This window comes from Methanococcus aeolicus Nankai-3 (assembly GCF_000017185.1).
GTDB lineage: Archaea > AGJL01 > Methanococci > Methanococcales > Methanococcaceae > Methanofervidicoccus > Methanofervidicoccus aeolicus.
In genome coordinates this window covers 425,907-448,780 of the sequence record NC_009635.1, presented here as the reverse complement: position 1 = coordinate 448,780, position 22,874 = coordinate 425,907, and the positions used below count along the sequence as shown (strand labels likewise).

Here is a 22,874-nt window from a genome sequence, read left to right as displayed (position 1 = left end):
CATTCATTTTTCCAATAATGATTTTATTTTAAATAAGAATAAATTTAATGAATCATCACCTAATATTTTTGGTTTAACTTTTTTTTGTTCAATTTCAAGTAAATTATTTAATGATTTATCAACATATTTTTGTTTTAAAAAATTTTTTAGTTTATTAAGATTATTTTCAGTAAATTTTGGAACCTCAATTGATTCATAAGGATAGTAATATTTTTCTAATTCATGAGGTATTATACTAATTACTGGAGTCCCTGCCAAAATTGACTCATAACAAATGCCTGAAATATGGGTCAACAAAACATCAGATTTTTTTATATCTTCAATAAAAAATGGTGGTGCTTTATAACTATATTCTACATTTTTAATATTTAATTTTTTTAGTATATTTTTATAAATATTGTCGTTATCTCGTGGATGGAATTTTATGATTATATCACAATCAATTTGCTTTAGAATATTGAAAAATTTATACAAAAACTCAATATATTTTCTTTTCTCAATTATGCCATCTCTAACCCATGGCTGTGTAGCATACAACACCGTAAGCTTTCTATTGTCTTTAGGTAATGATATTTCATTAAAATAATTATCAATTGTATGCCCATATATTGCTACCCCGTAATTACAAATTTCTATATTTTTAAATTTTATAGTTATATTTTTTTTATCATATGTTGGGTTGATATATACATCAATTGGAATAGGATTAATTTTAAAGTAATTTATAAAATTGGATGATGATAAATTTTCACCAATACCATGTGGTAAAAATATTATCTTTATACCCAAATATTTTGCCACATACACACATAATCTATCTACTAAACCACTTATTGAATTAATTATTAAAATCTTTGGAGAAGACATCTCAAGATAATATTTTATAGAATGTGCTAAGGATAACACATAACTTACAAATGTATTTGATGTGATGAATTTAATATATTTCTCTAAGTTAGAGATCCTTTTTTTTAGGTCTTCCTTAGGTATAACTGAATATTCTAAATCAGAATATATATATTCATACAATTTATTTTCTATACATTTTGTGCAAATATTCTTTAAATTATCAAGATCAATTTTTTTAGGGGTTTGATATTTTAACAAAAAAAGCAAATCACTATTATTATGTTTTAAATATTTTTGCATATTTAATATATTTATAATTCTTGAGATATCTTTTAAATTAAATATTAATAGTTCTTTTGTTTTTATATCATTTCTATTAAGGAAATCTTTTATAAAGTAGTTTGAATAATCTCCGATTGGAATACCCTTAGGATTATTGACTATTTTTCCAGTGTATCCTATTATTATAACATCAGTTTTTGTGACATGTAAATATTCGGATTTAGACCTAAGTTTATTTATAAAATCATTCAAATTAAGATACACTTTTATTATACTATTGTATATAGTTATGTTGGATTTAGCCTTACTAGGAACATACTTAACTTTTGGAAATTTAAATGGAAAGTTATTGGATAAAATTGGTATTATATTTGGAAAATTGTTTATGATGTAGTTGGTAAATGTATCCTTATCATTCATAATTATCACCCAGGTATCTAATATCAAACAATACTCTCTTAATTTCCCCCTTACTTAAAAATTTAGTATTTTTTGAATCATAAATTATTTTTTTATCTTTATTATCTGTATTTGACTTATAAGGATAAACAACAAACATATCCTCTAACTCTTCCAATTTATAAATTTCTTCTTCTACTATCAACTCTTCATATAATTTTTCGCCCGGTCTTTTACCAATTATTTTAATATTTATCTCTTCTGGATCATATCCATATTTTGGAGCGAGCTCTTCAACAACCACTTCTATTAAATCTTTAATTTTTACAGAAGGCATTTTTAATATGAATATTTCTCCACCTTTTGCCAATGTGCATGATTTTAAAACTAATTTTACAGCATCGTTGATACTCATTATAAATCTCGTCATCTCAGGATGTGTTAAGGTAATATCCTTTCCATTTTTTAATTGTTCTTTTAACAATGGTAAAATTGAACCTCTCGAATTTAAAACATTTCCAAATCTAACAACAGAAAAAGCAGTTTTTCTATGTCCTTTATATAAGTTCGCAGAAGTGGTTAATCTTTCGGCTAATAATTTAGTTGCACCCATAACATTTACTGGATTGACTGCCTTATCCGTGCTTACTGTTATGAATTTTTCAACCTCTTCATCCATCGCAACATCTATTAAATTTTGAGTACCTATTACATTTGTTTTTACTGCTTCGAATGGATTATATTCACATAGGGGAACATGTTTTAATGCTGCTGCATGGAATATTATATCTACCCCTTCAACAGCTCTTTTTAATCTATCCTTATCTCTTATATCACCTAAAAATGCCCTTATTTTAGGAGTGTTTAGTTCTTGTTCTAAATCGAAAAGTGCTGTTTCATTTATATCTAAAACTCTAATCGCCTTTGGATTAAAATTTAATAAAGTTTTTACAATTTCTTTTCCTATTGAGCCAGTTCCTCCCGTTACTAGAATAACCTTATTGTCATAAAAGGATTTTAAATTTTCCAATTGAGATTTATTCATAAGTCATCGCCCTTCAAAAAATTCTTTTATTGTATCAATGATATAATTTAATTCATTTTTAGTCATGTTTGGATATATGGGGAGTGTCAATATTTTTGAAGATATTTGCTGTGTTGTTGGTAAGTTTATATTATTTACAAATTTTTTAAATACAGTGTATTCATGACAGGGTTCAAAGTAAATTTTTGTTGAAATATTTTTCTCTTTTAAATAGTTCATTAATTCATTCCTAATATATTCATTATTCAAAATAATGCTGTATAACTGATAAACTGCAAAGTAATTATTCGGGACAGGCATTATATTTACATCTTTTATTTTACTGAGCTCAGTGTTTAAATATTCTGCATTTTTTCTCCTTAATTCTATTAATTTATCAACTTTATTTAACTGAGAAATTCCAAGAGATGCTAAAATGGTCGATAGTCTCCAATTGTATCCAATATCAACATAATCAGTTTTTGATTGTCCAACAAAATAATTCCCTTCCGATATTCTACCATAGGATACGATAAGCTTTAATTTTTCATATAGTTCTTTGTTATTGGTGGTTATGCATCCCCCCTCGCCTGTTGTAAAGATTTTATTTTGACAAAAGCTGAATATTGCCGAATCCCCAAAAGTTCCCACATTTTTATCATCAATTTTTGCCCCAAATGCCTCTGCTGCGTCCTCTATCAAAACTAAATCATAATCATCGGCAATCTCTTTAAGCTCTTTTATTTTGCAGGGCACTCCTCCATAATGAATTGGCAGGATTGCCTTTGTTTTATTTGTTATTTTCTCTAAAACATCATCAGGATTTAATCCAAGTGTTTCCTCTTCAATATCAGCAAATATGGGTTTTGCTCCAACATATAATGGAGCCATTGCTGTTGCTATGAAAGTAAATGATGGGACAATTATTTCGTCCCCTTCTTTAAATCCATAAGATTTCATTAAAGCATGTAGTGCAGAACCTCCTGAGTTGAAAGTAACACAATATTTTGAACCAATATATTCTGATATCTTATTTTCGAGCTCTTCAATCTCATTACCGGAGCTCCAAAACATGCCCGATTTTATAATTTTTTCAACAGATTTAATATCTTCATTATCCCAGTAAATTTTAAATAGTGGAATTTTCATTCTATCTCCTTCAATAACTTTTTAATTTCTTCATCAGTTAGTTTCCTAATAAGTTTCACTGGAACGCCATAAGCTAATGTATTCGGTGGAATGTTTTTATTTACAAAACTAAATGCTCCGATAATAGAATTTTCTCCAATTTCAACATTTGGCATAATTACACTATGGCTTCCGATTCTTGCATTTTTATTTATTATCACTTTTCCTTTTTTATTATCTATTGTTGAAACAGAGTATATAGAACAATGAGAACCTATTTGCACATACTCATCAATTTTAACCCCATACTTTGAATTTATATATGTAAATGCTCCAATATCTGTGTATTTTCCGAGCTCTAAATTTTCAGGGTATTGAACAACCCAGTTATATTCTGTTGGTTTATTATGCTCGATTTTTGGAAATTTCCAATTTTTAAATCTCATTGTTATCCCTGAATTTCTCTTATTAAGTAAAAACTTTCAGCATATTTAATCCCAATCTCTGAACCTCTCTTTTTCGTCAATGTTTCTATTGCATCCACAGACCTCGGATGCGGGAATTCCCTTAATTCACTTTTGTATGCTTTCATTGCTTCAATTTTTTTGTTAAAAGTTTTTGTTATATCGACATATACATTTGGTTTAAAAATTTCTATTTCTTGTCCCCATTCTGTTTCCGAGAGAATTTCATAGGATAATATTTTTTTAACCTTATGATTTAATGGTCTTAAAGCAACTAACGAAGCTTCAAACAATAAACGATGGTCTTTATTCAAATCTCCTTTAAATGGAATATATGCAATATCTGGTTTTATTTTATCAACTATTTTTGATATTGAATCGTTTAACTCTTTTTGTGGAATTGTATCCAATTTAACTGTTGGATAATTTAAAAAATAAGTTTTTTTTATTCCTAAAATTTCATTTGATTTTTTTATTTCTTTTTCTTTATTTGTTATATATTCATCTGTCCAATCTGGCGTGTATGCCTTTGTAGCAATTATTAAATAAACATCATCTCCGTTTTCAGAATGTTTTGCTATTGTTCCACCACAACCTAAGACCTCATCGTCTGGATGTGGTGCTATGATTAAAATTTTCATAATTTCACCTTTTTCTCAAATAGATATACCAAAAGCTAGCCTTTTTTTTCGGGTTTCCAGTATTTAAATCAACTTGAATATCTTCATGTAATCCAACATCTATAATTTCAAATTCTCCAAACAGTTCTTTAATTTCATCTAATGTGAAATAATGTTGAGGAGTATCTTTTTCAAAACCTTCTTTAATAATAAAGGTATTTTCTTCTATTTTTTTTCCTTCGCCATATGAAGAATCTTTATCACTATGCACCACTATACAACTATAACCATCTGATTTTAATACTCGATATATTTCATTAATTATAGTTTGTGCATTTTCAAATGTCATAGAATCCAATACTCCATGACTTATTACATAATCAAAATATCTATCTTCGAAAGGTATTCTTATGCCATCATATAATATAAATTGTGCCTTAAAATTCCCTAATTTCATATATTCTTTAGCTCTTTTAATCGCCATTTCTGAGATTTCAATACCATAAGCATCAATACCAAATTCATACATGAGTCTACAATTTCTTCCCATTCCTGAGCCCACATCCAAACCTTTTCCATTTAACTCAATTTTCTTAGATATTTTTCCAAAAAATCTTATAGTGGGTTCATCCGGAAATTTCATAGTATATTTATTTTCATCATATAATTTTTCCCATGCTTCTTTAAAATTTTTCATAATATCACCACTATTATATTTTATATTTTTTAGTTATTTTAAATTCAATTAATTAATATAGGATTCTCTTTCTCATAAAATGCTCATTAATTTCAGTATTTTTTAAAATATTAACCAGTCTTTCGCTGGTTTTCCCATCTCCCCAGGGATTGTTTTTCTTTTTAACTTTTTCAATGAAGTCAATATCATACAATGCCTTATTAATAGCTTCAACAATCTCCTTACTGACTGGTTTTACAAATAAGACATTGTCCCCATGTTCCCTCCCAGTATTTCTACTTCCTACATTTATAACAGGCAATCCTAATGATGGTGCTTCAATTATCCCACTACTTGAATTTCCAATCATTAGATTAGCATGATACATTAAACTTATATATATATTGTGCTCCAAATTCTCAAATAATTTAATATTTTCAAAATTAGAATATTTTTTAATAATTTCAATAATTTTCTTACTGCCTAAGTCATTATTTGGATAAATAACTACTGTATTTATTTTTGTTTCGATTACCGCTTTCATAATGCTTTCTATTTGATGGTCAATTGTTGAGTATTCATGAATTACAGGATGAAATATAATGATTGCTACTGGATTATCTCCATTAAGATTTAATTTTTTAAATAATTCCTCTTTAGTTAATGGCTTGTATGATAAAATACTATCCAAACCCAACGCTCCAACATTATATGCCCTCCATGGTTCTTCCCCCATTTTTGTTAAACGTTCTACACACTTTTCAGTTGGTGCAAATAATAAATGGGAAAATCTTGAAATGGCGAATCTAATTTGTTCATCAATATGTCCACTGTCTGTACTATCCCCTGCATGAATGTGCCCAATTGGAATATTTAAAGTTGATGCCGATAATACAGGAGCTAATGCTTCTAATCTATCCCCAATAACTAAAACAATATCTGGATTTAGATATACAAATTCTCTTGTGAATTCAGAAACTGCCCTACCTAATGAAACACCATGATAACTCAATTCCCCAAGGGAGTCTTCATCATACATTCTTATTTTTGAAGCTATTGGAAACCCATCGTTTTCTATTTCTTTTATAGAGTATCCAAATTTTTTTAACAAATGCATACCAGTGACCATTAATTGCAATTCTAAGTCATTATCGTCATTAATTTTTTCAATCAATGGTTTCAAAATTCCATACTCTGCACGAGTTCCTGTAACAACTGCAACTTTTTTAATTTTTCTATTTTTCATAGGGGACCCACCTACATTACACTATGTTAATTATTTCCTTTATTTCCTTTATTTCGTAATCTATAAATTTATTTTTCTTTTTATATATAAACTCTCCATTTAATACCCTTATAGTATTTAATCCAACGAATTTTGCTCCTCTAAAATCAACATCAGGGTCATCGCCAACATAATATGATAATTTTGGATTAATACCAAATTTACTAATTATATATTGGTAAGGTGTTGGGGAAGGTTTTGGAGATTGAAAAATATCTGTATAAACAACAGTATCAAAATAATTTTCAAATTTTAAGGATTTTATTTTTTCTCTTTGACGTATATGGTTTCCATCAGTAATTATGCCTAAAAAATAATTTTTGTTTTTTAGATAATCTAACACTTCATAAACTCCATCAGATGGAACTATTGGAAATCTTCCACTAGTGAATATCTCAACACAAAACTTAACTTCGTTTTCAGGAATGTTTAATACATTCAATATTTCATTGAATAATTTTGGATATCTGCTTTTTCTTTTGTTCAATATCTCCATTGATGTTTTAATAAATTCATCTTTTGGAATTTGGTACCTTTTATAAAAATATTCTGATAATTTTAAAAAAACTTGATAGAAATAATCCCTATAATCATAAAGAGTATTATCTAAATCAAATATTATGGCTTTCATGTTTCCCCTCAACAAAAATTTCAGAGTAGTATCTTAACATCAGTAAGTTTTGTTTGAAACCTTTGCTTGGTATGGGTTTTTCCCCTTTGACAATTCTTATTAAATTTTCAATTATTGTTGGGTCACTCCTTATTGACAATATTGAGCCACCACCAAATCGTGGATTTATTTCAATAAAATATGATTTATTATTTTTTAAAATGCATTGAATATTTGCAGGACCTTTAATATTTAGTTTTTCCGCAATTTCTTTTGCATATTTTATTATGGTCTCATTGTATGTTACCTCAGATTTTACAGATATGCCTGATTCCACTGACAACCGTTTTCTTGGAACAACAGACAAAATATTTCCATCCATATCTGAAAATATATCAATTGTGAATTCAATGCCCTCAATGAACTCCTGTGCAATATAATCTGAGTTACATTTCTTTACAATGTAATTAAAATCACCCATATCTTTTGCGATGTATATTCCCAGACCCCCTCTACCAAATCTTGGTTTTAGGACAATTGGGAAATTTATTTCTTCTTTTTTAATTTCATCTAATTTATATGTTTTTGGAGTTGAGATGTTGTTATTTATAAAAAATTCATAAGTCTTCCACTTATCGGATGTTATTTTAATTGTTTCATAATCGGATACAATTGGTAAAATTCCCTCATTTAAGAAAATATCTTTATTTTTTGAGATATGTATAATTTCTTCTTCTGGACCTGATAAGATGGCATCTATATTTTCTTTTTTACAAATTTTTAGTAATTCGGGAATAAAATTTGGTTCATTTCCTTTTGGAACTACATATTTCTTTCTACAGTAATGTAATCCAACAGAAATAGGATTTGCATCAACACATACAACCTCAACACCCTTTTTCATTAATTCATTGATAAAACTAATCGATGCCATGCATCCAGTTGCTGTTCTTAAAATTTTTACCATTCTATATCACCTAATTTTAAAATCTCATCTATTTTGATATCTCTTTTTACCTTTTTCCCCATAATTTCATTTAAATACTTTGGCTCAATCCCCGTTCCTGGTCTTTTTATGACTATCATTTCTTTTTTGATTGTCGCCCCTTTTGGAATATCAACATTTGCTACTAAACTTCTTCTTGCAACTTTTTTAATTTTCTCTTCTTCGGAGGTGGGTCTTTTTATACCATTTCCCAATGCTTTTTCAATTGAACGGATTGCACTTACCATTTCTTTTAATTCTTCGGGGCTTAGGGATGCCTTATGGTCAGGACCCGGTAGATTTTTATCTAATGTAAAATGCTTCTCAATAACAGTAGCTCCGAGAGATACCGCACTTATTGGGGCATAAATTCCTAAGCTATGGTCTGAAAAACCAACAGGTAGTTTAAATGCTTCTTTTAATGTTCTAATAACTCTCAAATTCAAACTTTCAAAACTAGCTGGATAGTTTGTGACACAGTGTAGCAATATTATATCATTATTGTTTGCTTTCTTTATGATGTTTATAGCTTCATCTATTTCCCCCAATGTCCCCATTCCAGTGGATAGTATTATAGGCTTTTTCTTTTTTGCGATATATTCCAAAAATGGTAAATTGTTTAAATCAGTTGATGATATTTTAAATAATGGCATTAATTCGTCTAAATAATCAGCACTTTCAAAATCAAATGGTGTAGATAAAAACATTATATTTTTATTTTTAGAATATTTGTATAATTCATAAAAATCATCTTCTGTTAATTCGAGCTCCTTTATCATTTCATACTGACTCTCATCAGTTCCTGTATTTTTAGTTTGATACTCTGCTTTCGGAGCTCTTTTTGAAACTACCTTTTCAGCTTTAAATGTCTGAAATTTCACGGCATCAGCACCACATTCTGATGCAATATCAATTAATTTTTTTGCGAGCTCAATATCTCCATTGTGATTAACCCCTGCCTCTGCTATTATAAACACTGGCTCATTTTCACCAATATATTTATTTTCTATTTTTATTTTTTTCATATTTACCACATATTATATTCTCTTTTATTTTTATTGGCATGTATAATGAATGTGCGATTGGATCAATACATTTTTTACACAATGGTAATTTATCAAATTTTCCGAAAAGATGATATTTTCGAAGTTTTTTGATCTTATCATTATTAAATAGGTTAATAATTCCATCTTCAATGTGACCTATTGAAAGATTAAAATTGACATCTGAGCAACATACAGTAACATTTCCATCCCATGAAACAACTAATGTATTATAGAGAGATAAGCAAGGAACTTTTCTGTTATATTCAAATTTTATATGTCGATAGTCATTTTTCATCAATAATGGATTGTAATTACAATTTGTTACACTAAATTCAACTTTATCTTTGGGAAAATAATTAAATACTTTATGAACATTTTTGTAATTTATATCCATAATGGTCGTTTGGATTATTATCTTTGGCTTTTTAATGTTTTTTATTTCTTTAATTTTAATTAAGTGTGTTATGTTCTTCGTAATAACTCCAAAACTGTCCCTGCCTGTGATATGTTTATATTCCTCAGGAGTCAATCCATGAAAAGAGATTATAATTTGATCAATTCCTGAATTCACTAATTTTTCACTTAAATCTGGTGTTAAAAGTTCTGCATTAGTATCGATATCAACAAAAAGTCCTTTTCTTTTTGCATATTTTATTCTTTCAATAAGGTTTTTATGTAGTAGTGGTTCTCCATAGAAATGCAATCTTACTCTTTGAACTCCCAATTTACATGCCTCATCAATAATTTTTTTATATAATTCGTCATCCATAAACCCTACTTCATGTGTCATGGTTTCTCTTGGACACATTACACATCTGTAATTACAAGCATTTGTAGTCTCAATATAGATAGTTTTTGGAACTTTTGGAGGTTTAATAAAATATCTAACATATTTTAACCATGTTATTGTGTGGCCATATTTAATTACTAGTTTTCTCGTTATTTTATATTTTAGAATCTTTTTAATTAATTCCTTTTGAATGTCTCACATTTTAATCCCCTAAATTATTTAGTTCTTCATATTGGGTAAGTAAATGTTTTTTAAGATTTTGATGTAAAATGTTCCAGTAATCTTTTGCTAATTTTATTATGTCTTTATCATTTAAATAAGATTTAAATTTTATAACTTTTGTGGGACATCCTACTGCAATTGAATGTGGGGGAATATCTTTTGTAACAACAGAATTCGCTCCAACAACAGCAGCATTTTGACCTATATTTACTCCTTCAGTAATAAATGTTTGAGCACCAATCCAACAAAAATCTTCTATTATTACATTACCCTTTTTAATTTTTCTTTGGTCTCTGGGCTTATTAAAATCTTGATCAGCAACAGCATTTGCAGTATAAATCATAACATAATGACTAATTGCACAATTATTACCAATTTTCACAATACATCCATCTACCGATTGAATAGAGCTGTATCTACCAATATATGAATTTTCCCCCAATATTATTTTACCATTGCCGTAAAGAGTAATTCCTGGACCATTGAATCTAAATGTTGGATGAATATCGTATTTTTCCCGATATCTTTTATATTCGTATTCCCATCTGGCTTCTTCTAAAATTCTAAATATGCCATATAATATTTTATTTGTACATAAATTTTTTATGATCTTATATATAACAAGTTGATGGGAATATACAGAATTTTTCATTGTATCACTTTTTATTTTTTTAAGATAAATTCAGCCAATAGAAAATCAAATTCATTATCAATATCAACACTTCTTTCTGGTGGCATTATGTAGGATATTGTTTTTGGAGTGTAAAATGTCCTATATTCTTTTAATACCTTAATATAGGATATAAATATTGCACCATTTGGTATATGGCATTTTGGGAGTTCTTGTCTCCTTTTATTAATATATTCATTTCCAAATAGTGGTTTTATATAGTCGTTTTCAATTTTAAAACTCCAAAATGGCGGATGTTCATTTTCTTTAACACTAACTAATGATAGAGCATTTTTATTATTTAAAAATAGTTCAATTGCATTATCAATATCCTCAGTAGTTTTTAATGGTGATGTTGGCTGAAGTAATACAATAATATCAAAAATTTCCCCTCTTTCTTCAAACCAGTTTGTTGCATGCATAATTGTATCAATTGTAGGGGAATCATCTCTTGCCAATTCTTTCGGCCTTAAAAATGGAACTTCTGCTCCATATTTTCTTGAAATTTCTGCAATTTCTTCATCATCAGTAGATACAACAACCTTATCTACATACTTGCTATTCTTTGCTTGCTCAATTGTCCAAGCAATTAAAGGCTTTCCCAACAGTGGTTTTATATTTTTTCTTGGAAGTCCTTTACTTCCCCCTCTTGCGGGGATTAATGCAAGGATTTTATTTTTCATGATTGCTTACCTCTTTATAATTTTGCCAATAATATCATTAATCTCATTTATATTTATTATTTTTAGTCCAAATATTCCCAACATATATATTCCAAAATAAACAATTCCGCAAACAGCCAACTCTAAAAACATATTATTGATTAAATCTTTGATGAATATAATTGGAATTAAACTAAAAATTCCAATGAATATAATTAATATCCAATTTTTATTTAAAAATTTATGCTCTAAAAATTTAGATAAATATTTCATCTGAAAAATCCACATTATGAAGTATCCTAAGACGGTGGTTATAGATGCTCCAATAATTCCAAATTTTGGAATTAATAAAAGATTGAAAATTAAGTTAAATGTCGCCCCAAAATATAAAATTTTAGTTGATAATGAAGGCTTTCCAATACCATTTAATACTGTAAATCCAATCCCATTTAAAGTCATAAAAACGGTTCCTAAACTTAATATTCTTATGGCGTCTGCTGCGGGCAAATATTGAGCGTTAAATAGTAAATTAACAACAACTGTTGGAAAATATGCCATCAATATTGCCATCGGTAAAACTAAAACAAAAGAATACAAACAAATCCTTTCAACTCCATACCTTAATGCTTCTTTATGCCCCTTTTCCCATAACTCGGAACTCATTGGAAATAAGACTGCACCAACAGCACTTGCAAAATAACCTAAAATACTAACCGTAGGCATTGCCACATTTCTATAATCAGCAACTGCATTTAAACCTGTAAAGTAAGTTAAACAAATTCCATCAACATAGCCTAAAATTAAACTCCCTGCACTACCCATCATAACAGGTAGCCCATAAGAAAATAAATCTTTAATTAGTTTTTTTGAGAAAATAAATCTCCCCTTAAAAAACTCTGGAAAAATCTTTTTAATAAATATGGAAGCATAGATTAATATCATTAATATTGGGGTTATGGTGTATGCATAACTTGGAGCAAAAACATTGTGTATATCTAAAATATAGATGAATATTACTGATGAAATCAAAACTAAAGAAATCTTAACAAAATTACTAGTTCCAAAATACTTCTGATTTTGAAAGCCCTGTATGGCATTTCTAATGACATCCATTATACTCTGAAACCAATATCCTATACTCAAAATAATTAAAACATTAATAACCAAATCTAAATGCCCTATAAATTGCCCCTGATTGTTTATATAATATTTCGCTATTAAAGGAGAAAGTAAAATAATTCCAATGGTTATTAACAACGATACAGAGCTCTGTAAAATACCAACACTTACTATCGCTGATTTGACTAAATCATTTCTTTTTTCATGTATAAATTTTGGAATAAACCTAACTAATGCAGCACTTAAACCCAAATCTTTAAAAATAGCAACCATACAACAAAAATCCAAAACAGCATAAAATAGACCAACTTCCAATTTAGGAATTTCATTTGCATATAACATCCTGACTAAATAGCCAATGGGAGCCGCCAATATTAATAATAGAAAATTCCAACTAATACCTTTTATTGCCCTTTCTTTATAGTCCATATTTACAACACCAATAGCCACTCCTTATTCTCTAAAAACCAATTACAAAACCTTTTCAGCCCTTCTTCAATAGAAACCTTTGGATTATAATTTAATAATTTACTGCTTTTATTTAAATCCGCATAAGTTCTTAAAACATCCCCATCTTGCATGGGCAAAAAGTTCTTTTCTGCCTCTTTGTTAAGGTATTTTTCAAGGAGCTCCACAAAATACATCAACTTAACAGGTCGGGAGTTTCCCAAATTAAAAATTTCATAATCAAAATCTTTTTCAATTGATGAAATTATGCCGTCCACAACATCGGATATATAGGTAAAATCTCTTTCCATATCTCCATAGTTATATATGTCAATAGGTTCATTTGACAGTATTTTTTTTGCAAATTTAAAATATGCCATATCAGGTCTTCCATACTCCCCATAAACTGTAAAAAATCTTAATCCTATCATCTTAATGTCGTATAAATGGTGGTAAGTATGTGCCATTAATTCATTTGATTTTTTTGTTGCAGCATATAAAGAAACAGGTTTATCCACGATATCATCTTCACTAAATGGAATCTTTTTATTCCCTCCATATACTGATGATGAAGAAGCATAAACAACCTTTTCTATATTTAGCTTTCTAGCGAGCTCAAATATATTCATCGTTCCTAATAGGTTTGATTTTTCATAGGCCCAAGGATTCTCCAAAGAGTACCTCACACCAGCCTGAGCTCCGAGATGAACTATTAAATCAATATCTTTATTTTTTAGATTATTTTCCAAATCATTCCAGTTAGAAAAATCAGCTTTAATAAAGTTGTAATTTTCATAATTTTTTAAGATATCATTTCTCTTTTCCTTTAAAAGGGGATTGTAGTAATTATTTAGATTATCAATCCCAATGACTTGGACATTATTATAATTTTCCAATAAATATTTGCTTAAATGAAATCCAATAAATCCCGCACTTCCAGTTATTAAAATATTTTTATATTTCATTTCCTACCTACCCCATAATACTCAAATCCCAATTTCTTTATTTTGTCCATATCGAGAATATTTCTACCATCAAATACAACTTTATCCTTAACTAATTTGTTTATTTTTTCCCAATCTTCATCATTGAAATCATATTCCGTAGTTATTATAATGGCATCAACATCTTTTACAGTTTCGTATAAATCATCTAATACATATAAATTATATCCATAAAATGCTTTTGATTTATCCAACTTATATTTATTAATGGTATTTTCTCTCGCTTTCTCAACATAATCGAAGCCCTTAACTATTGCACCATCTTCTAACAGCAAATCAATTAATTTTATACCTCTGCTTTCTCTTAAATCATCAGTATTTGGCTTAAATGCCAATCCCAACACTGCAAAGGTTTTTTGATTAATATCGTTGTTATAATAATTTTTAATTTTATCGAAGAACCATTTTATTTGTTCATCATTTACTTCATCTGTGGCTTTAATCAATTTTGGGGAGATATTGTGGTTTTCAAACTGATTTATAAGTGCCCTAACATCTTTTGGGAAGCAGTTATGAATTAACAATCCATAAGAAGATATTAACAAATTATTATCTGTTTCTACACTATATACTTCTCCGCCATAATATTCTCTTTCAACGGATTTAACCTTTAATGATGCATAGTTATCAAATTTTTTATAACCAATAGGTTTTATATTTCTTTCATAATTATCTGCAATTTCTTTGTAATTGTTCCATTTATCCCCAAATAATTCTCCGATTTTTTTAACCTGGTTTAATCCGTTTATCCTTATAATATAGGTTAATGTTGTGCTTTTGTTATTGTAGCATCTTTTTAATGATGTGATTATGCCCAACGATTGTAATAATATCATCAAAGAATTTGCCAATTTTTTACTGACTGTTCCATATTCAATGTTTAGGTTCTTGTTATTATTTAATTTAACAATACCTCCATCTCCCCTTAAAATACCTTTTAAGAATTCCCATTTAATATCTGATGGTGAATTAAATATTTGTGGCGGTATTTGCTTGTTATAACAATTATTTCCACATTTTAATGCCTCTTCGAAGATATATGCCAACAATTTTGAAGATATTATTATGGAATGGGAACCATTTCTAATTTTTTCGATATAATTTATATCCAATTTATTCAATATATTTTTAACATCGTTGATATATTCTTCCTCATGAGCTCCGAATGAAAAACTAATTCTTTTTCTAATAGCACCATTTTTTTTACCATCCTCTGAAATCCAACCTTCTGCTAAATAATATCCTATTAATCTAGCAAAATCGCCGTCTATTTTTATAACTGATGGAATTGTTGTAGATTTGCTTCTAACGGTGAATAGCCTATTTGAATTATAATTATATTTATTTAATATGCTTCTTATTGGTAACATATCCTTTGCTCTTACGGTTCCATTCTTCTTTATATCGTGAATATATTTGTTTGATAGATGAGCTCTTATATTCTCAAATTCATTTAACACCATATTTTTATTATTTAAATATGTTTTTTCAATTAATGGGGTATTTTTTATTTCTTCCAATATATCGATTGTAATTATATTATTAATATTACTATTACTATTAAATTCCCCCTTAGGTAGTGCTATTTCATCCCCTTCTTTAATATTTTCCGCTAATTTAACATGTAGTTTATCTCCATTCAACACAACAACAGGATGGTCTTTTGTTATTTTTATTTCTCTTCCCATTGTCGTTTTTAAAACAATTAAATCATCAGAGTAATCTCTTTTTGTTATTAATTTTAGATTTGCTAAATCCAATTTTAAATTTTTATTGATGGATAATATTTTCACACTTCTATTATTGTCTCTACTGAGCTCGTCAAATAGTTCTTTAAATGCCATACATTCTAATCCATCTCCAAAATCCACAAATAGTATTTCATCAGGATGGAAGCAGCTTCCGCCATAGCCTATTCCAGCGTTTAAAAACTTGTTTCCAATCCTTTTATCGATTCCCATGGCCTCACTTATGGTTTTTATATCTGCACCAACTTCATCGGATAATTTTGATAATTCATTTGCAAAGGAAATTTTTGTAGCTAAAAAGGCATTGGAAGCATATTTTATCATTTCAGCACTTTCCCAATCTGTGATAATTATGGGAGCTCCCTTATCTTCAAATTCCCCATATATTTTTTTCATCGCTTCAATTGGTTTTTTATTTTCTAAATTTTCAAATCCCAATACAATTCTTTCAGGATTAAAGAAATCATCTACTGCAATTCCCTCCCTTAAAAATTCAGGATTTGAAACAACATCAACGATATAATCCTTTAACGATTCCTTAATTTTTCTATTTGTTCCAATTGGTACTGTGGATTTTAGAACTATAACTTTATAACTGTCCTTTGTTAGCTGTTTTTTAATCGATTCTGTGGCGGAGTAAATAAATCTTAAATCTGCATTTCCTTTTTCATCTTGGGGGGTCCCCACACATAGAAAAATAATATCACTATCTTTTATCTCCTGGTATGAGGTTGTAAATTTTAAGTTTTTATTTATATTATTTGTTAGGAGCTCCTCCAAACCATCTTCATACAATGGACATTTACCCTCATTAAGTCGTTTTACCTTAGTTTCGTCTATATCTATACCTACTACATCAAATCCAAACTCTGCCAAACCTACACTTTGAATTAAGCCAACATATCCTGTTCCTATTACTGAAATTTTCATAAATTAACCCCACATATATGATTTTTTAACTTCAATATTTAATTTTAAGCTAAGAATATCGTTATTAATGCCATGATATATTTTTTGAGTTTCACTGTCATTTTTATATGTTTCATTTTCAAATAATAAAAACCATAATTGGTAATTTCCAGATTTATTTATGTTAATCATATATGGTGTTTCCCATTGGGAGCTCCAATTTCCTTCAACCACAATTGGTTTTGGATATAGTAATATATTATCAAATTTATCTAGTCTCGTTATATTATTTATAATAATGCTGTTTGTGCCATATGTGTCATTTGTGATATTTTCGGTGATATTTATATCGTTATATGTTGCATTTACCAAATAAATTTCGACGGTATAATTCATTTCTTTGCCTTCCCGATTCACCACACCAATTATCACAGTTCCATTTTGGCCAGCAAATAAATTGGTTGGATAATCATATGCCTTTCCTGTTTGACCCAATATATAAAATTCTGTGAAATATTCTGTTTGTTTTGGATTTTCAATAATATATATTGTGGCAATTAATGATGACACCAATAAAATAAGAAAAAATATAGTTAAAAATTTATTTAATTTACTTCGATTATTCCAGTCCAGTCCCTCTTTTAAATTAGCTAAGTATCTTTTTAAATTCATTTATTTCACCAATATGGTTTTAATTTTATCCACAACAATAAATACAAATATTGCTATTAACACATATTTAAAAGATTTTAAAATTTCTTTACTTTTATTATCTATAAAAAAATCCCCTATTTCTATAAATATTAAAAATCCGATTAACAACAATGTAAAAAATAAATCAACAGATGGTGCAAATAATGCACTTATTAATGCCCATCCCGAGAAATATAAAATAATACTATCCTTAACCCGCATTTTTGCACCTCTCGTAAAAATTCGCCAGCTTTGTGTAGGAATTTTTTCACCATATATATTCGTCAATAGTTCCCATTTTTTTAACTGTTATTATTATATAATTTCCTTCTTTTTTGATATCTTCAAGTAATATTAGTTGATTTGTTGTTAAAGTTATGGAACATAATATTGATGAAATTATTGGGCATGCAATTCCTGCCGTTTTTCCATCCATATTTAAACATGATTTTAGTTTTATATCCTCTATTGTTATCGTAATAGTATTATTAGTATTATTGTTATTTCTATTATCTGTATTGTAATTGTCTATTTCCCTTTCATCATTATCTACTTCATCATATTCGTCATAACCATCATAATCTATTGTATCAATTAATCCTTGCGATTTTAATGTAGAGGATAGTATTGATATTGTAGTATTTAAATCAGAATTTTTAAAAGAAGTATTTGAAAATTCCTCTATTGATTTTATAAATTTATAATATGGAAATGGAGTAATTAAAATTCCCGAATGATTTCCAGATGTAATTTTGTATGTTTCCTCATCAAAATTGCCCAAATGTATTTTAAAATGTTCTTCATTTAATATGAATACACCACCATTTGGTAAATTTGTATATGGGGGAATATATATGGCATTTCCGTTTAAATTGTTGTTTTGTATAAATTTTTTAAAAAATTCCCCATAATAATGAATTGAATCATCATATAATTTAATATCAATTAAGTTAGAAGGCACAAAAGACAATATCATTAGTCCAATAAATATTCCTATAACCCCTAAATTTATATGGGATATTACATTATAATAAATACCTTCATATATTAAATAAATTCCAATTGCAATACATATTCCACTTATGATTTTATTATTCCGTTTGTAATTATAAATAATTTCACCACGATAGTTAGTATGATATTATGATAATATAATGGCATAAAATATATAATATAAACTTAGTATTATATAAAATATATAATAATATATATATAAACTTAGTATTATATAAAATATATAATAATATATATATAAACTTAGTATTATATAAAATATATAATAATATATTTATTGTTGGCCATAGGCCATTTAATTTTTCGGCGAGGAGCTCCCTTTCATAAGGCAGAGTAATTCAATTGTTATGGTTGTGGTAGTATGAAAAAAAATATATTTAAATTGGGCGTAAAAAAGCATAATACAATAAAACAAGTTTCGAAACGAACAACAATATATGCTTTTTTAATATTAATGATAATATTAAATCCTATAAATGGAAATTCTGTAAATCCTTCATTGTTAGAACAAGACGATTCATATACTCATCAATATTTCAGTGATATATTGAATGATTATTCTACAATTATTGGACAGATGGTACAGGAAGACCCCTCATATTTAAATAATTCTATTTTAGTATACAATAAAACAAAATTAACCCAGCAGGAGATTATATATTATCAGTCTAAAAATATATCGTCTCCATCAATGTTGGTAATTGGTCCTTTTTATAATTTTTCAAATAATTTAAATAAATTATGTGAATTAAATTACAATTTAATCAATGATTTAAATGAAAATACGACCAATAGTATCAAAAATGCTAAATTAACAGTTGTAGAAATAAATGATACTATTGAATTATTATACAATAATTTAGATAATATTAACAATATTTCTAATTTAAAACAGAAGAATAATACACTATATTTTAATACCTCAAATATAAGGAACATAATTAAATTATATATTGGGGGATATGAACAATATAAAAATATTGTAGATAGCAGATATATGGAGCTCCCAGTTAATTCCACAGGTTTATATATTAAAGTTTCAAATGAAAAACCAGCATTATTTGATAATATAATTATATATGGTGGAGGGGGAGCTCCCAATACTTCAATAGAATTAACAGTAGGAAATAATATTTATGAGGTCAATAATACAGACAATATATTTTCAATGAATTATTCCTTTAATGAAACTGGATATTATGAAATTTATGCTACACAAAAGACTTCGTATTTTGAACCATCTCAAAGATTTGATACACAAAATAATTTAACTTCAAATGTGGTAGTTGTAGAAGTTTCAAAAATTCCCACCTACATATTGACAGAACCAAAATATATTGCATTCGTAAATAAAACCGTCAGAATAAATGGGGTGGTGGTAGATAAAAATGATAATCCAGTTGATGGGTATATATCGGAGAATGGCAAATATTATAAATTAAATAATGGAAAATTTTCTATAATAAAACAGTCCAATATCGGAGGAATTACTGATTTACCGTTAAAATACAATGGAACTTCAATATATCAAAAATCCAATAAATCCGTAAAAGTTGAATTTTTAAGATATCCTGTGAATATTGTAATTGAAACAAAAAATAATAATAAAAATAATGCTATTTCAAAGGGGGAAAATATAGAAATAGTTGGGCAAATTTACACACCAAAGACTTCGTCTTTTGAACAAAATCAAAGACCCGAGGGGGCAAATGATTATAAATGTATTAATATATTTGTTAATAATACAAAATATGCCACAATACAATCAAAAGATAAATTTGATGTAAATATTTCAATTAATAATTCTGGAAATTATATAATTTATGCCACTTATGGCGGGGACAATATATATGCTCCTTCAAAATCCAATGAAATAAGGTTATTCGTAGAGGATGGAATTGGGATATTCTCTTATTTATTAATGTTAATGGCAATTATATTAATTATATTGATATATTTCAAAAGAAATAATTTAATAAATAATAAAGAATCCTCCGACAATGATAATAAAATAATTGATTTATCGGAAAAAGAAGAAGCGGGGAAACAGCCTTTAAATATTGCAGAAGAAACTCAAATTGATGATTATTTATCATTTGAATTAATTGAAGAGGCATATAAAATATTATTTGGGGAGTTGGTAAAAAAATATAATATTTCAAAACAATTAACTCCAAGGGAGCTCCTTTTTAAAATAAAAGAGAATTATCCTGAATTATATCCTGACTTAAATTTTATTACGGCAATACATGAAAAAATCACTTATGAAAGAGCACGATTGGATAAATCTGTGAAAACAGAATATTTTGAAAAAATTAAAAAGATATTGGGGGAACTTTAATGAATAATTATATTAAATATATATCCTATGCCATTGTTGGGATTTCGTTATTATCTCTTCCACTGTCTATTCCGTTTATTCAAACCAACCAAGAATATAATATATTTAATAAAGAATGGAATGGATGCTCTGAATTTGGAAAAATAATATATGCAACAGGAAAACCTGTTCCATTAATGCTCCCTTATTCAGAATATGAGTTTAATGATGGGGTATTGATTATAATAGCTTCTGATATCAAATATTCTGATTCAAGTATATCTATAATAAAAGAATTTTTAAACCGGGGCAATGTCGTTATAATTGCAGACGATACAGGAAATACCAACAATATATATAAAGAATTACAATTACCTGTGAAAATAATAAATAACCAACCAAAAGATTTATTTTATTTAAAAGATGACGATTTATTAATTACCCCCAATATTAAAGGATTTGATGGAAAAATAATAACAAACAAACCATCATATATTGATTCAAAAAATGGGGAGATTATAAGAACAAGCTCTATTTCAAACAAAATACTAATGGAGGAAATTAATTATTCTAATGGAAAAATTATTGTAATATCTGACCCAGATATATTTATAAATGGTATGAAAAACCACAATAAAGACTTTTGGACATATTTATTAAATGATTACAAAGGTAAAACCATATACATCGATGAGGCCCATCGTTCAACCAATGCTGTTTATGATATTGGGACATCGTATGTGCAGAACAATATTTCAAATGATGCAAAATTTGTACTGTTTATAATTATGGTGCTAATATTCTATTTAATAAAACGAATTGATTTGGATATTTTCAATTTTTTATTTAAGAAAAAAATTAATTTAAAAAAGATATCCGAAGAAAATAATATTGAATACGATAAATTAGCAAAAATGATTCAAAAAATTAAAGATTAATATAACGAATTATTAACTTAAAAGGGCGATATAATGGACATAAATGGAAAAGAATTTTACAATGCCATTAAAAAAGAGATGACTAAAAGTGTAGTGGGAAATGATGAAGTCATAAAATTATTAACTGTGGCAGTATTATCAAATGGTAATGTGCTATTGGAAGGATTTCCGGGAATTGGTAAAACCATAATCGCAAAAAACTTTGCAGGATTATTTGGATTAGATTTTAAAAGAATTCAGCTCACGCCCGATACCATGCCTTCGGATATATTGGGATTTTATTTTTATAATCAAAAAAAATCAGATTTTGAATTAAGGCCTGGGCCAATATTTACAAACATTTTACTTGCCGATGAGATAAATAGGACACCTCCTAAAACCCAGTCGGCATTATTGGAGGCAATGCAAGAAGGTAGCATCACAATAGATGGTAAATACATGGAGCTCCCAAATCCATTTATGGTAATTGCTACAAAAAACCCATTGGAACATGAGGGTGTTTATGCCCTTCCAGAAGCTCAAATGGATAGATTTATGTTTAAAATAGATATTTTGGCTATTGATAAACAAGATGAATTAGAAATGTTAAACAGAAAACAGGAAGGAACATTTAAAAATACAATAAGTATAATTTCTGAAAGAGATTTAAGATTGGCCAATATTTGTGTTAAAAAGGTTAAAGTGAGCCCTGAAATAATGTTATATATACACAATATAGCAAATGCATCAAGAAATGATAATAGGTTATTATATGGGGTATCGCCAAGGGCGTCGGAACAATTAATGATGGCTTCGAAAGCTTTGGCATTCGTAGAAGGTAGAAATTATGTAATACCTGATGATATTAAATATTTATTTAAATATGTGTTAATACATAGGATAAAAGTAAAATTAGAATATGAAATGGAAGGATTAACAGGGGGAAAAATTATGGAAGATATAATAAATATAGAAGTTCCAAAATAGTGGT

General features: G+C 27.8%; 22 protein-coding genes. 3 read left to right on the top strand and 19 right to left on the bottom strand.

Annotation, left to right across the window (positions count from 1 at the left end; all coding sequences use genetic code 11):
- Nucleotides 1–3 precede the first annotated feature (3 nt).
- From MAEO_RS02140 to MAEO_RS02050, 19 genes are all read right to left on the bottom strand, one after another.
- Nucleotides 4–1,551 carry a glycosyltransferase family protein gene (locus MAEO_RS02140; RefSeq protein ID WP_011973147.1) on the bottom strand — a complete coding sequence of 516 codons (1,548 nt, stop codon included), beginning with the start codon at nt 1,549–1,551 and terminating at the stop codon, nt 4–6.
- Entirely contained in the window at nt 1,544–2,575 is a 1,032-nt protein-coding gene (locus MAEO_RS02135) for a UDP-N-acetylglucosamine 4,6-dehydratase family protein (RefSeq protein ID WP_011973146.1), read from the bottom strand. Before MAEO_RS02135 ends, MAEO_RS02140 begins: the two co-directional genes overlap by 8 nt.
- 3 nt (nt 2,576–2,578) lie before the next feature.
- On the bottom strand, nt 2,579–3,703 hold the full coding sequence (locus tag MAEO_RS02130; RefSeq protein WP_011973145.1) for a DegT/DnrJ/EryC1/StrS family aminotransferase: 1,125 nt from the start codon (nt 3,701–3,703) through the stop codon (nt 2,579–2,581).
- On the bottom strand, nt 3,700–4,128 hold the full coding sequence (locus tag MAEO_RS02125; protein ID WP_011973144.1) for an acyltransferase: 429 nt from the start codon (nt 4,126–4,128) through the stop codon (nt 3,700–3,702). The genes MAEO_RS02130 and MAEO_RS02125 overlap by 4 nt, the downstream gene beginning before the upstream one ends.
- Before the next feature lie 2 nt (nt 4,129–4,130).
- On the bottom strand, nt 4,131–4,787 hold the full coding sequence (locus MAEO_RS02120) for a PIG-L deacetylase family protein (RefSeq protein WP_011973143.1): 657 nt from the start codon (nt 4,785–4,787) through the stop codon (nt 4,131–4,133).
- A gap of 4 nt (nt 4,788–4,791) precedes the next feature.
- Nucleotides 4,792–5,463 (bottom strand): class I SAM-dependent methyltransferase, encoded by a 672-nt coding sequence (locus MAEO_RS07730; RefSeq protein ID WP_011973142.1) that lies wholly within the window; start codon nt 5,461–5,463, stop codon nt 4,792–4,794.
- A gap of 52 nt (nt 5,464–5,515) precedes the next feature.
- Nucleotides 5,516–6,688: a UDP-N-acetylglucosamine 2-epimerase gene (neuC, locus tag MAEO_RS02110; protein ID WP_011973141.1), complete on the bottom strand. Its 1,173-nt coding sequence runs from the start codon at nt 6,686–6,688 to the stop codon at nt 5,516–5,518.
- Nucleotides 6,689–6,704: 16 nt separating this feature from the next.
- A complete protein-coding gene (locus MAEO_RS02105) occupies nt 6,705–7,358 on the bottom strand; it encodes an HAD family hydrolase (RefSeq protein ID WP_011973140.1) in 654 nt (217 codons plus the stop codon).
- Nucleotides 7,339–8,304: an ATP-grasp domain-containing protein gene (locus MAEO_RS02100; protein ID WP_011973139.1), complete on the bottom strand. Its 966-nt coding sequence runs from the start codon at nt 8,302–8,304 to the stop codon at nt 7,339–7,341. The genes MAEO_RS02105 and MAEO_RS02100 overlap by 20 nt, the downstream gene beginning before the upstream one ends.
- Nucleotides 8,298–9,347, bottom strand: coding sequence for an N-acetylneuraminate synthase (neuB, locus tag MAEO_RS02095; protein WP_011973138.1), 1,050 nt, complete (start codon nt 9,345–9,347; stop codon nt 8,298–8,300). Before neuB ends, MAEO_RS02100 begins: the two co-directional genes overlap by 7 nt.
- Nucleotides 9,322–10,212, bottom strand: a complete 891-nt coding sequence (locus MAEO_RS02090; RefSeq protein WP_269593228.1) for a radical SAM/SPASM domain-containing protein — start codon at nt 10,210–10,212, stop codon at nt 9,322–9,324. The genes neuB and MAEO_RS02090 overlap by 26 nt, the downstream gene beginning before the upstream one ends.
- Before the next feature lie 148 nt (nt 10,213–10,360).
- Complete coding sequence (locus MAEO_RS02085) at nt 10,361–11,032, bottom strand: acyltransferase (RefSeq protein ID WP_011973136.1); 672 nt, start codon at nt 11,030–11,032, stop codon at nt 10,361–10,363.
- 11 nt (nt 11,033–11,043) lie between these two features.
- Nucleotides 11,044–11,733 (bottom strand): acylneuraminate cytidylyltransferase family protein, encoded by a 690-nt coding sequence (locus tag MAEO_RS02080; protein WP_011973135.1) that lies wholly within the window; start codon nt 11,731–11,733, stop codon nt 11,044–11,046.
- 6 nt (nt 11,734–11,739) lie between these two features.
- Nucleotides 11,740–13,260, bottom strand: a complete 1,521-nt coding sequence (locus tag MAEO_RS02075) for a flippase (RefSeq protein WP_011973134.1) — start codon at nt 13,258–13,260, stop codon at nt 11,740–11,742.
- Between the two features lie 2 nt (nt 13,261–13,262).
- Nucleotides 13,263–14,243: an NAD-dependent epimerase/dehydratase family protein gene (locus tag MAEO_RS02070; protein WP_011973133.1), complete on the bottom strand. Its 981-nt coding sequence runs from the start codon at nt 14,241–14,243 to the stop codon at nt 13,263–13,265.
- On the bottom strand, nt 14,240–16,960 hold the full coding sequence (locus tag MAEO_RS02065; RefSeq protein ID WP_011973132.1) for a nucleotide sugar dehydrogenase: 2,721 nt from the start codon (nt 16,958–16,960) through the stop codon (nt 14,240–14,242). Before MAEO_RS02065 ends, MAEO_RS02070 begins: the two co-directional genes overlap by 4 nt.
- A gap of 3 nt (nt 16,961–16,963) precedes the next feature.
- Nucleotides 16,964–17,611 carry a DUF1616 domain-containing protein gene (locus tag MAEO_RS02060; protein ID WP_011973131.1) on the bottom strand — a complete coding sequence of 216 codons (648 nt, stop codon included), beginning with the start codon at nt 17,609–17,611 and terminating at the stop codon, nt 16,964–16,966.
- Nucleotides 17,612–17,854 carry a hypothetical protein gene (locus MAEO_RS02055; protein ID WP_048062443.1) on the bottom strand — a complete coding sequence of 81 codons (243 nt, stop codon included), beginning with the start codon at nt 17,852–17,854 and terminating at the stop codon, nt 17,612–17,614.
- A 46-nt stretch (nt 17,855–17,900) separates the two neighbouring features.
- Nucleotides 17,901–18,608 (bottom strand): hypothetical protein, encoded by a 708-nt coding sequence (locus tag MAEO_RS02050; protein WP_011973129.1) that lies wholly within the window; start codon nt 18,606–18,608, stop codon nt 17,901–17,903.
- Nucleotides 18,609–19,007: 399 nt separating this feature from the next.
- On the opposite strand from MAEO_RS02050, the gene MAEO_RS02045 reads away from it, so the two are divergent.
- From MAEO_RS02045 to MAEO_RS02035, 3 genes are read left to right on the top strand one after another with little or no spacing between them, the layout of a single operon-like run.
- Nucleotides 19,008–20,987, top strand: coding sequence for an Ig-like domain-containing protein (locus MAEO_RS02045; protein ID WP_011973128.1), 1,980 nt, complete (start codon nt 19,008–19,010; stop codon nt 20,985–20,987).
- Nucleotides 20,987–21,904 (top strand): DUF4350 domain-containing protein, encoded by a 918-nt coding sequence (locus tag MAEO_RS02040; protein WP_011973127.1) that lies wholly within the window; start codon nt 20,987–20,989, stop codon nt 21,902–21,904. The genes MAEO_RS02045 and MAEO_RS02040 overlap by 1 nt, the downstream gene beginning before the upstream one ends.
- Nucleotides 21,905–21,943: 39 nt before the next feature.
- A complete protein-coding gene (locus MAEO_RS02035) occupies nt 21,944–22,870 on the top strand; it encodes an AAA family ATPase (RefSeq protein ID WP_048062442.1) in 927 nt (308 codons plus the stop codon).
- The last annotated feature ends 4 nt before the right edge of the window (nt 22,871–22,874 follow it).

Excerpts from the sequence above, each read along its gene's own strand:
- MAEO_RS02080 (WP_011973135.1), bottom strand. The coding sequence starts at position 11,733 with ATGAAAAATAAAATCCTTGCATTAATCCCCGCAAGAGGGGGAAGTAAA.
- MAEO_RS02085 (WP_011973136.1), bottom strand. The coding sequence starts at position 11,032 with ATGAAAAATTCTGTATATTCCCATCAACTTGTTATATATAAGATCATA.
- MAEO_RS02065 (WP_011973132.1), bottom strand. The coding sequence starts at position 16,960 with ATGAAAATTTCAGTAATAGGAACAGGATATGTTGGCTTAATTCAAAGT.
- MAEO_RS02075 (WP_011973134.1), bottom strand. The coding sequence starts at position 13,260 with ATGGACTATAAAGAAAGGGCAATAAAAGGTATTAGTTGGAATTTTCTA.
- neuB (WP_011973138.1), bottom strand. The coding sequence starts at position 9,347 with ATGAAAAAAATAAAAATAGAAAATAAATATATTGGTGAAAATGAGCCA.
- MAEO_RS07730 (WP_011973142.1), bottom strand. The coding sequence starts at position 5,463 with ATGAAAAATTTTAAAGAAGCATGGGAAAAATTATATGATGAAAATAAA.
- MAEO_RS02055 (WP_048062443.1), bottom strand. The coding sequence starts at position 17,854 with ATGCGGGTTAAGGATAGTATTATTTTATATTTCTCGGGATGGGCATTA.
- MAEO_RS02045 (WP_011973128.1), top strand. The coding sequence starts at position 19,008 with ATGAAAAAAAATATATTTAAATTGGGCGTAAAAAAGCATAATACAATA.
- MAEO_RS02135 (WP_011973146.1), bottom strand. The coding sequence starts at position 2,575 with ATGAATAAATCTCAATTGGAAAATTTAAAATCCTTTTATGACAATAAG.
- MAEO_RS02130 (WP_011973145.1), bottom strand. The coding sequence starts at position 3,703 with ATGAAAATTCCACTATTTAAAATTTACTGGGATAATGAAGATATTAAA.
- MAEO_RS02140 (WP_011973147.1), bottom strand. The coding sequence starts at position 1,551 with ATGAATGATAAGGATACATTTACCAACTACATCATAAACAATTTTCCA.
- MAEO_RS02060 (WP_011973131.1), bottom strand. The coding sequence starts at position 17,611 with ATGAATTTAAAAAGATACTTAGCTAATTTAAAAGAGGGACTGGACTGG.
- MAEO_RS02050 (WP_011973129.1), bottom strand. The coding sequence starts at position 18,608 with ATGATATTGTCTTTTGTGCCTTCTAACTTAATTGATATTAAATTATAT.
- MAEO_RS02105 (WP_011973140.1), bottom strand. The coding sequence starts at position 7,358 with ATGAAAGCCATAATATTTGATTTAGATAATACTCTTTATGATTATAGG.
- MAEO_RS02120 (WP_011973143.1), bottom strand. The coding sequence starts at position 4,787 with ATGAAAATTTTAATCATAGCACCACATCCAGACGATGAGGTCTTAGGT.
- MAEO_RS02040 (WP_011973127.1), top strand. The coding sequence starts at position 20,987 with ATGAATAATTATATTAAATATATATCCTATGCCATTGTTGGGATTTCG.
- MAEO_RS02100 (WP_011973139.1), bottom strand. The coding sequence starts at position 8,304 with ATGGTAAAAATTTTAAGAACAGCAACTGGATGCATGGCATCGATTAGT.
- MAEO_RS02125 (WP_011973144.1), bottom strand. The coding sequence starts at position 4,128 with ATGAGATTTAAAAATTGGAAATTTCCAAAAATCGAGCATAATAAACCA.
- neuC (WP_011973141.1), bottom strand. The coding sequence starts at position 6,688 with ATGAAAAATAGAAAAATTAAAAAAGTTGCAGTTGTTACAGGAACTCGT.
- MAEO_RS02070 (WP_011973133.1), bottom strand. The coding sequence starts at position 14,243 with ATGAAATATAAAAATATTTTAATAACTGGAAGTGCGGGATTTATTGGA.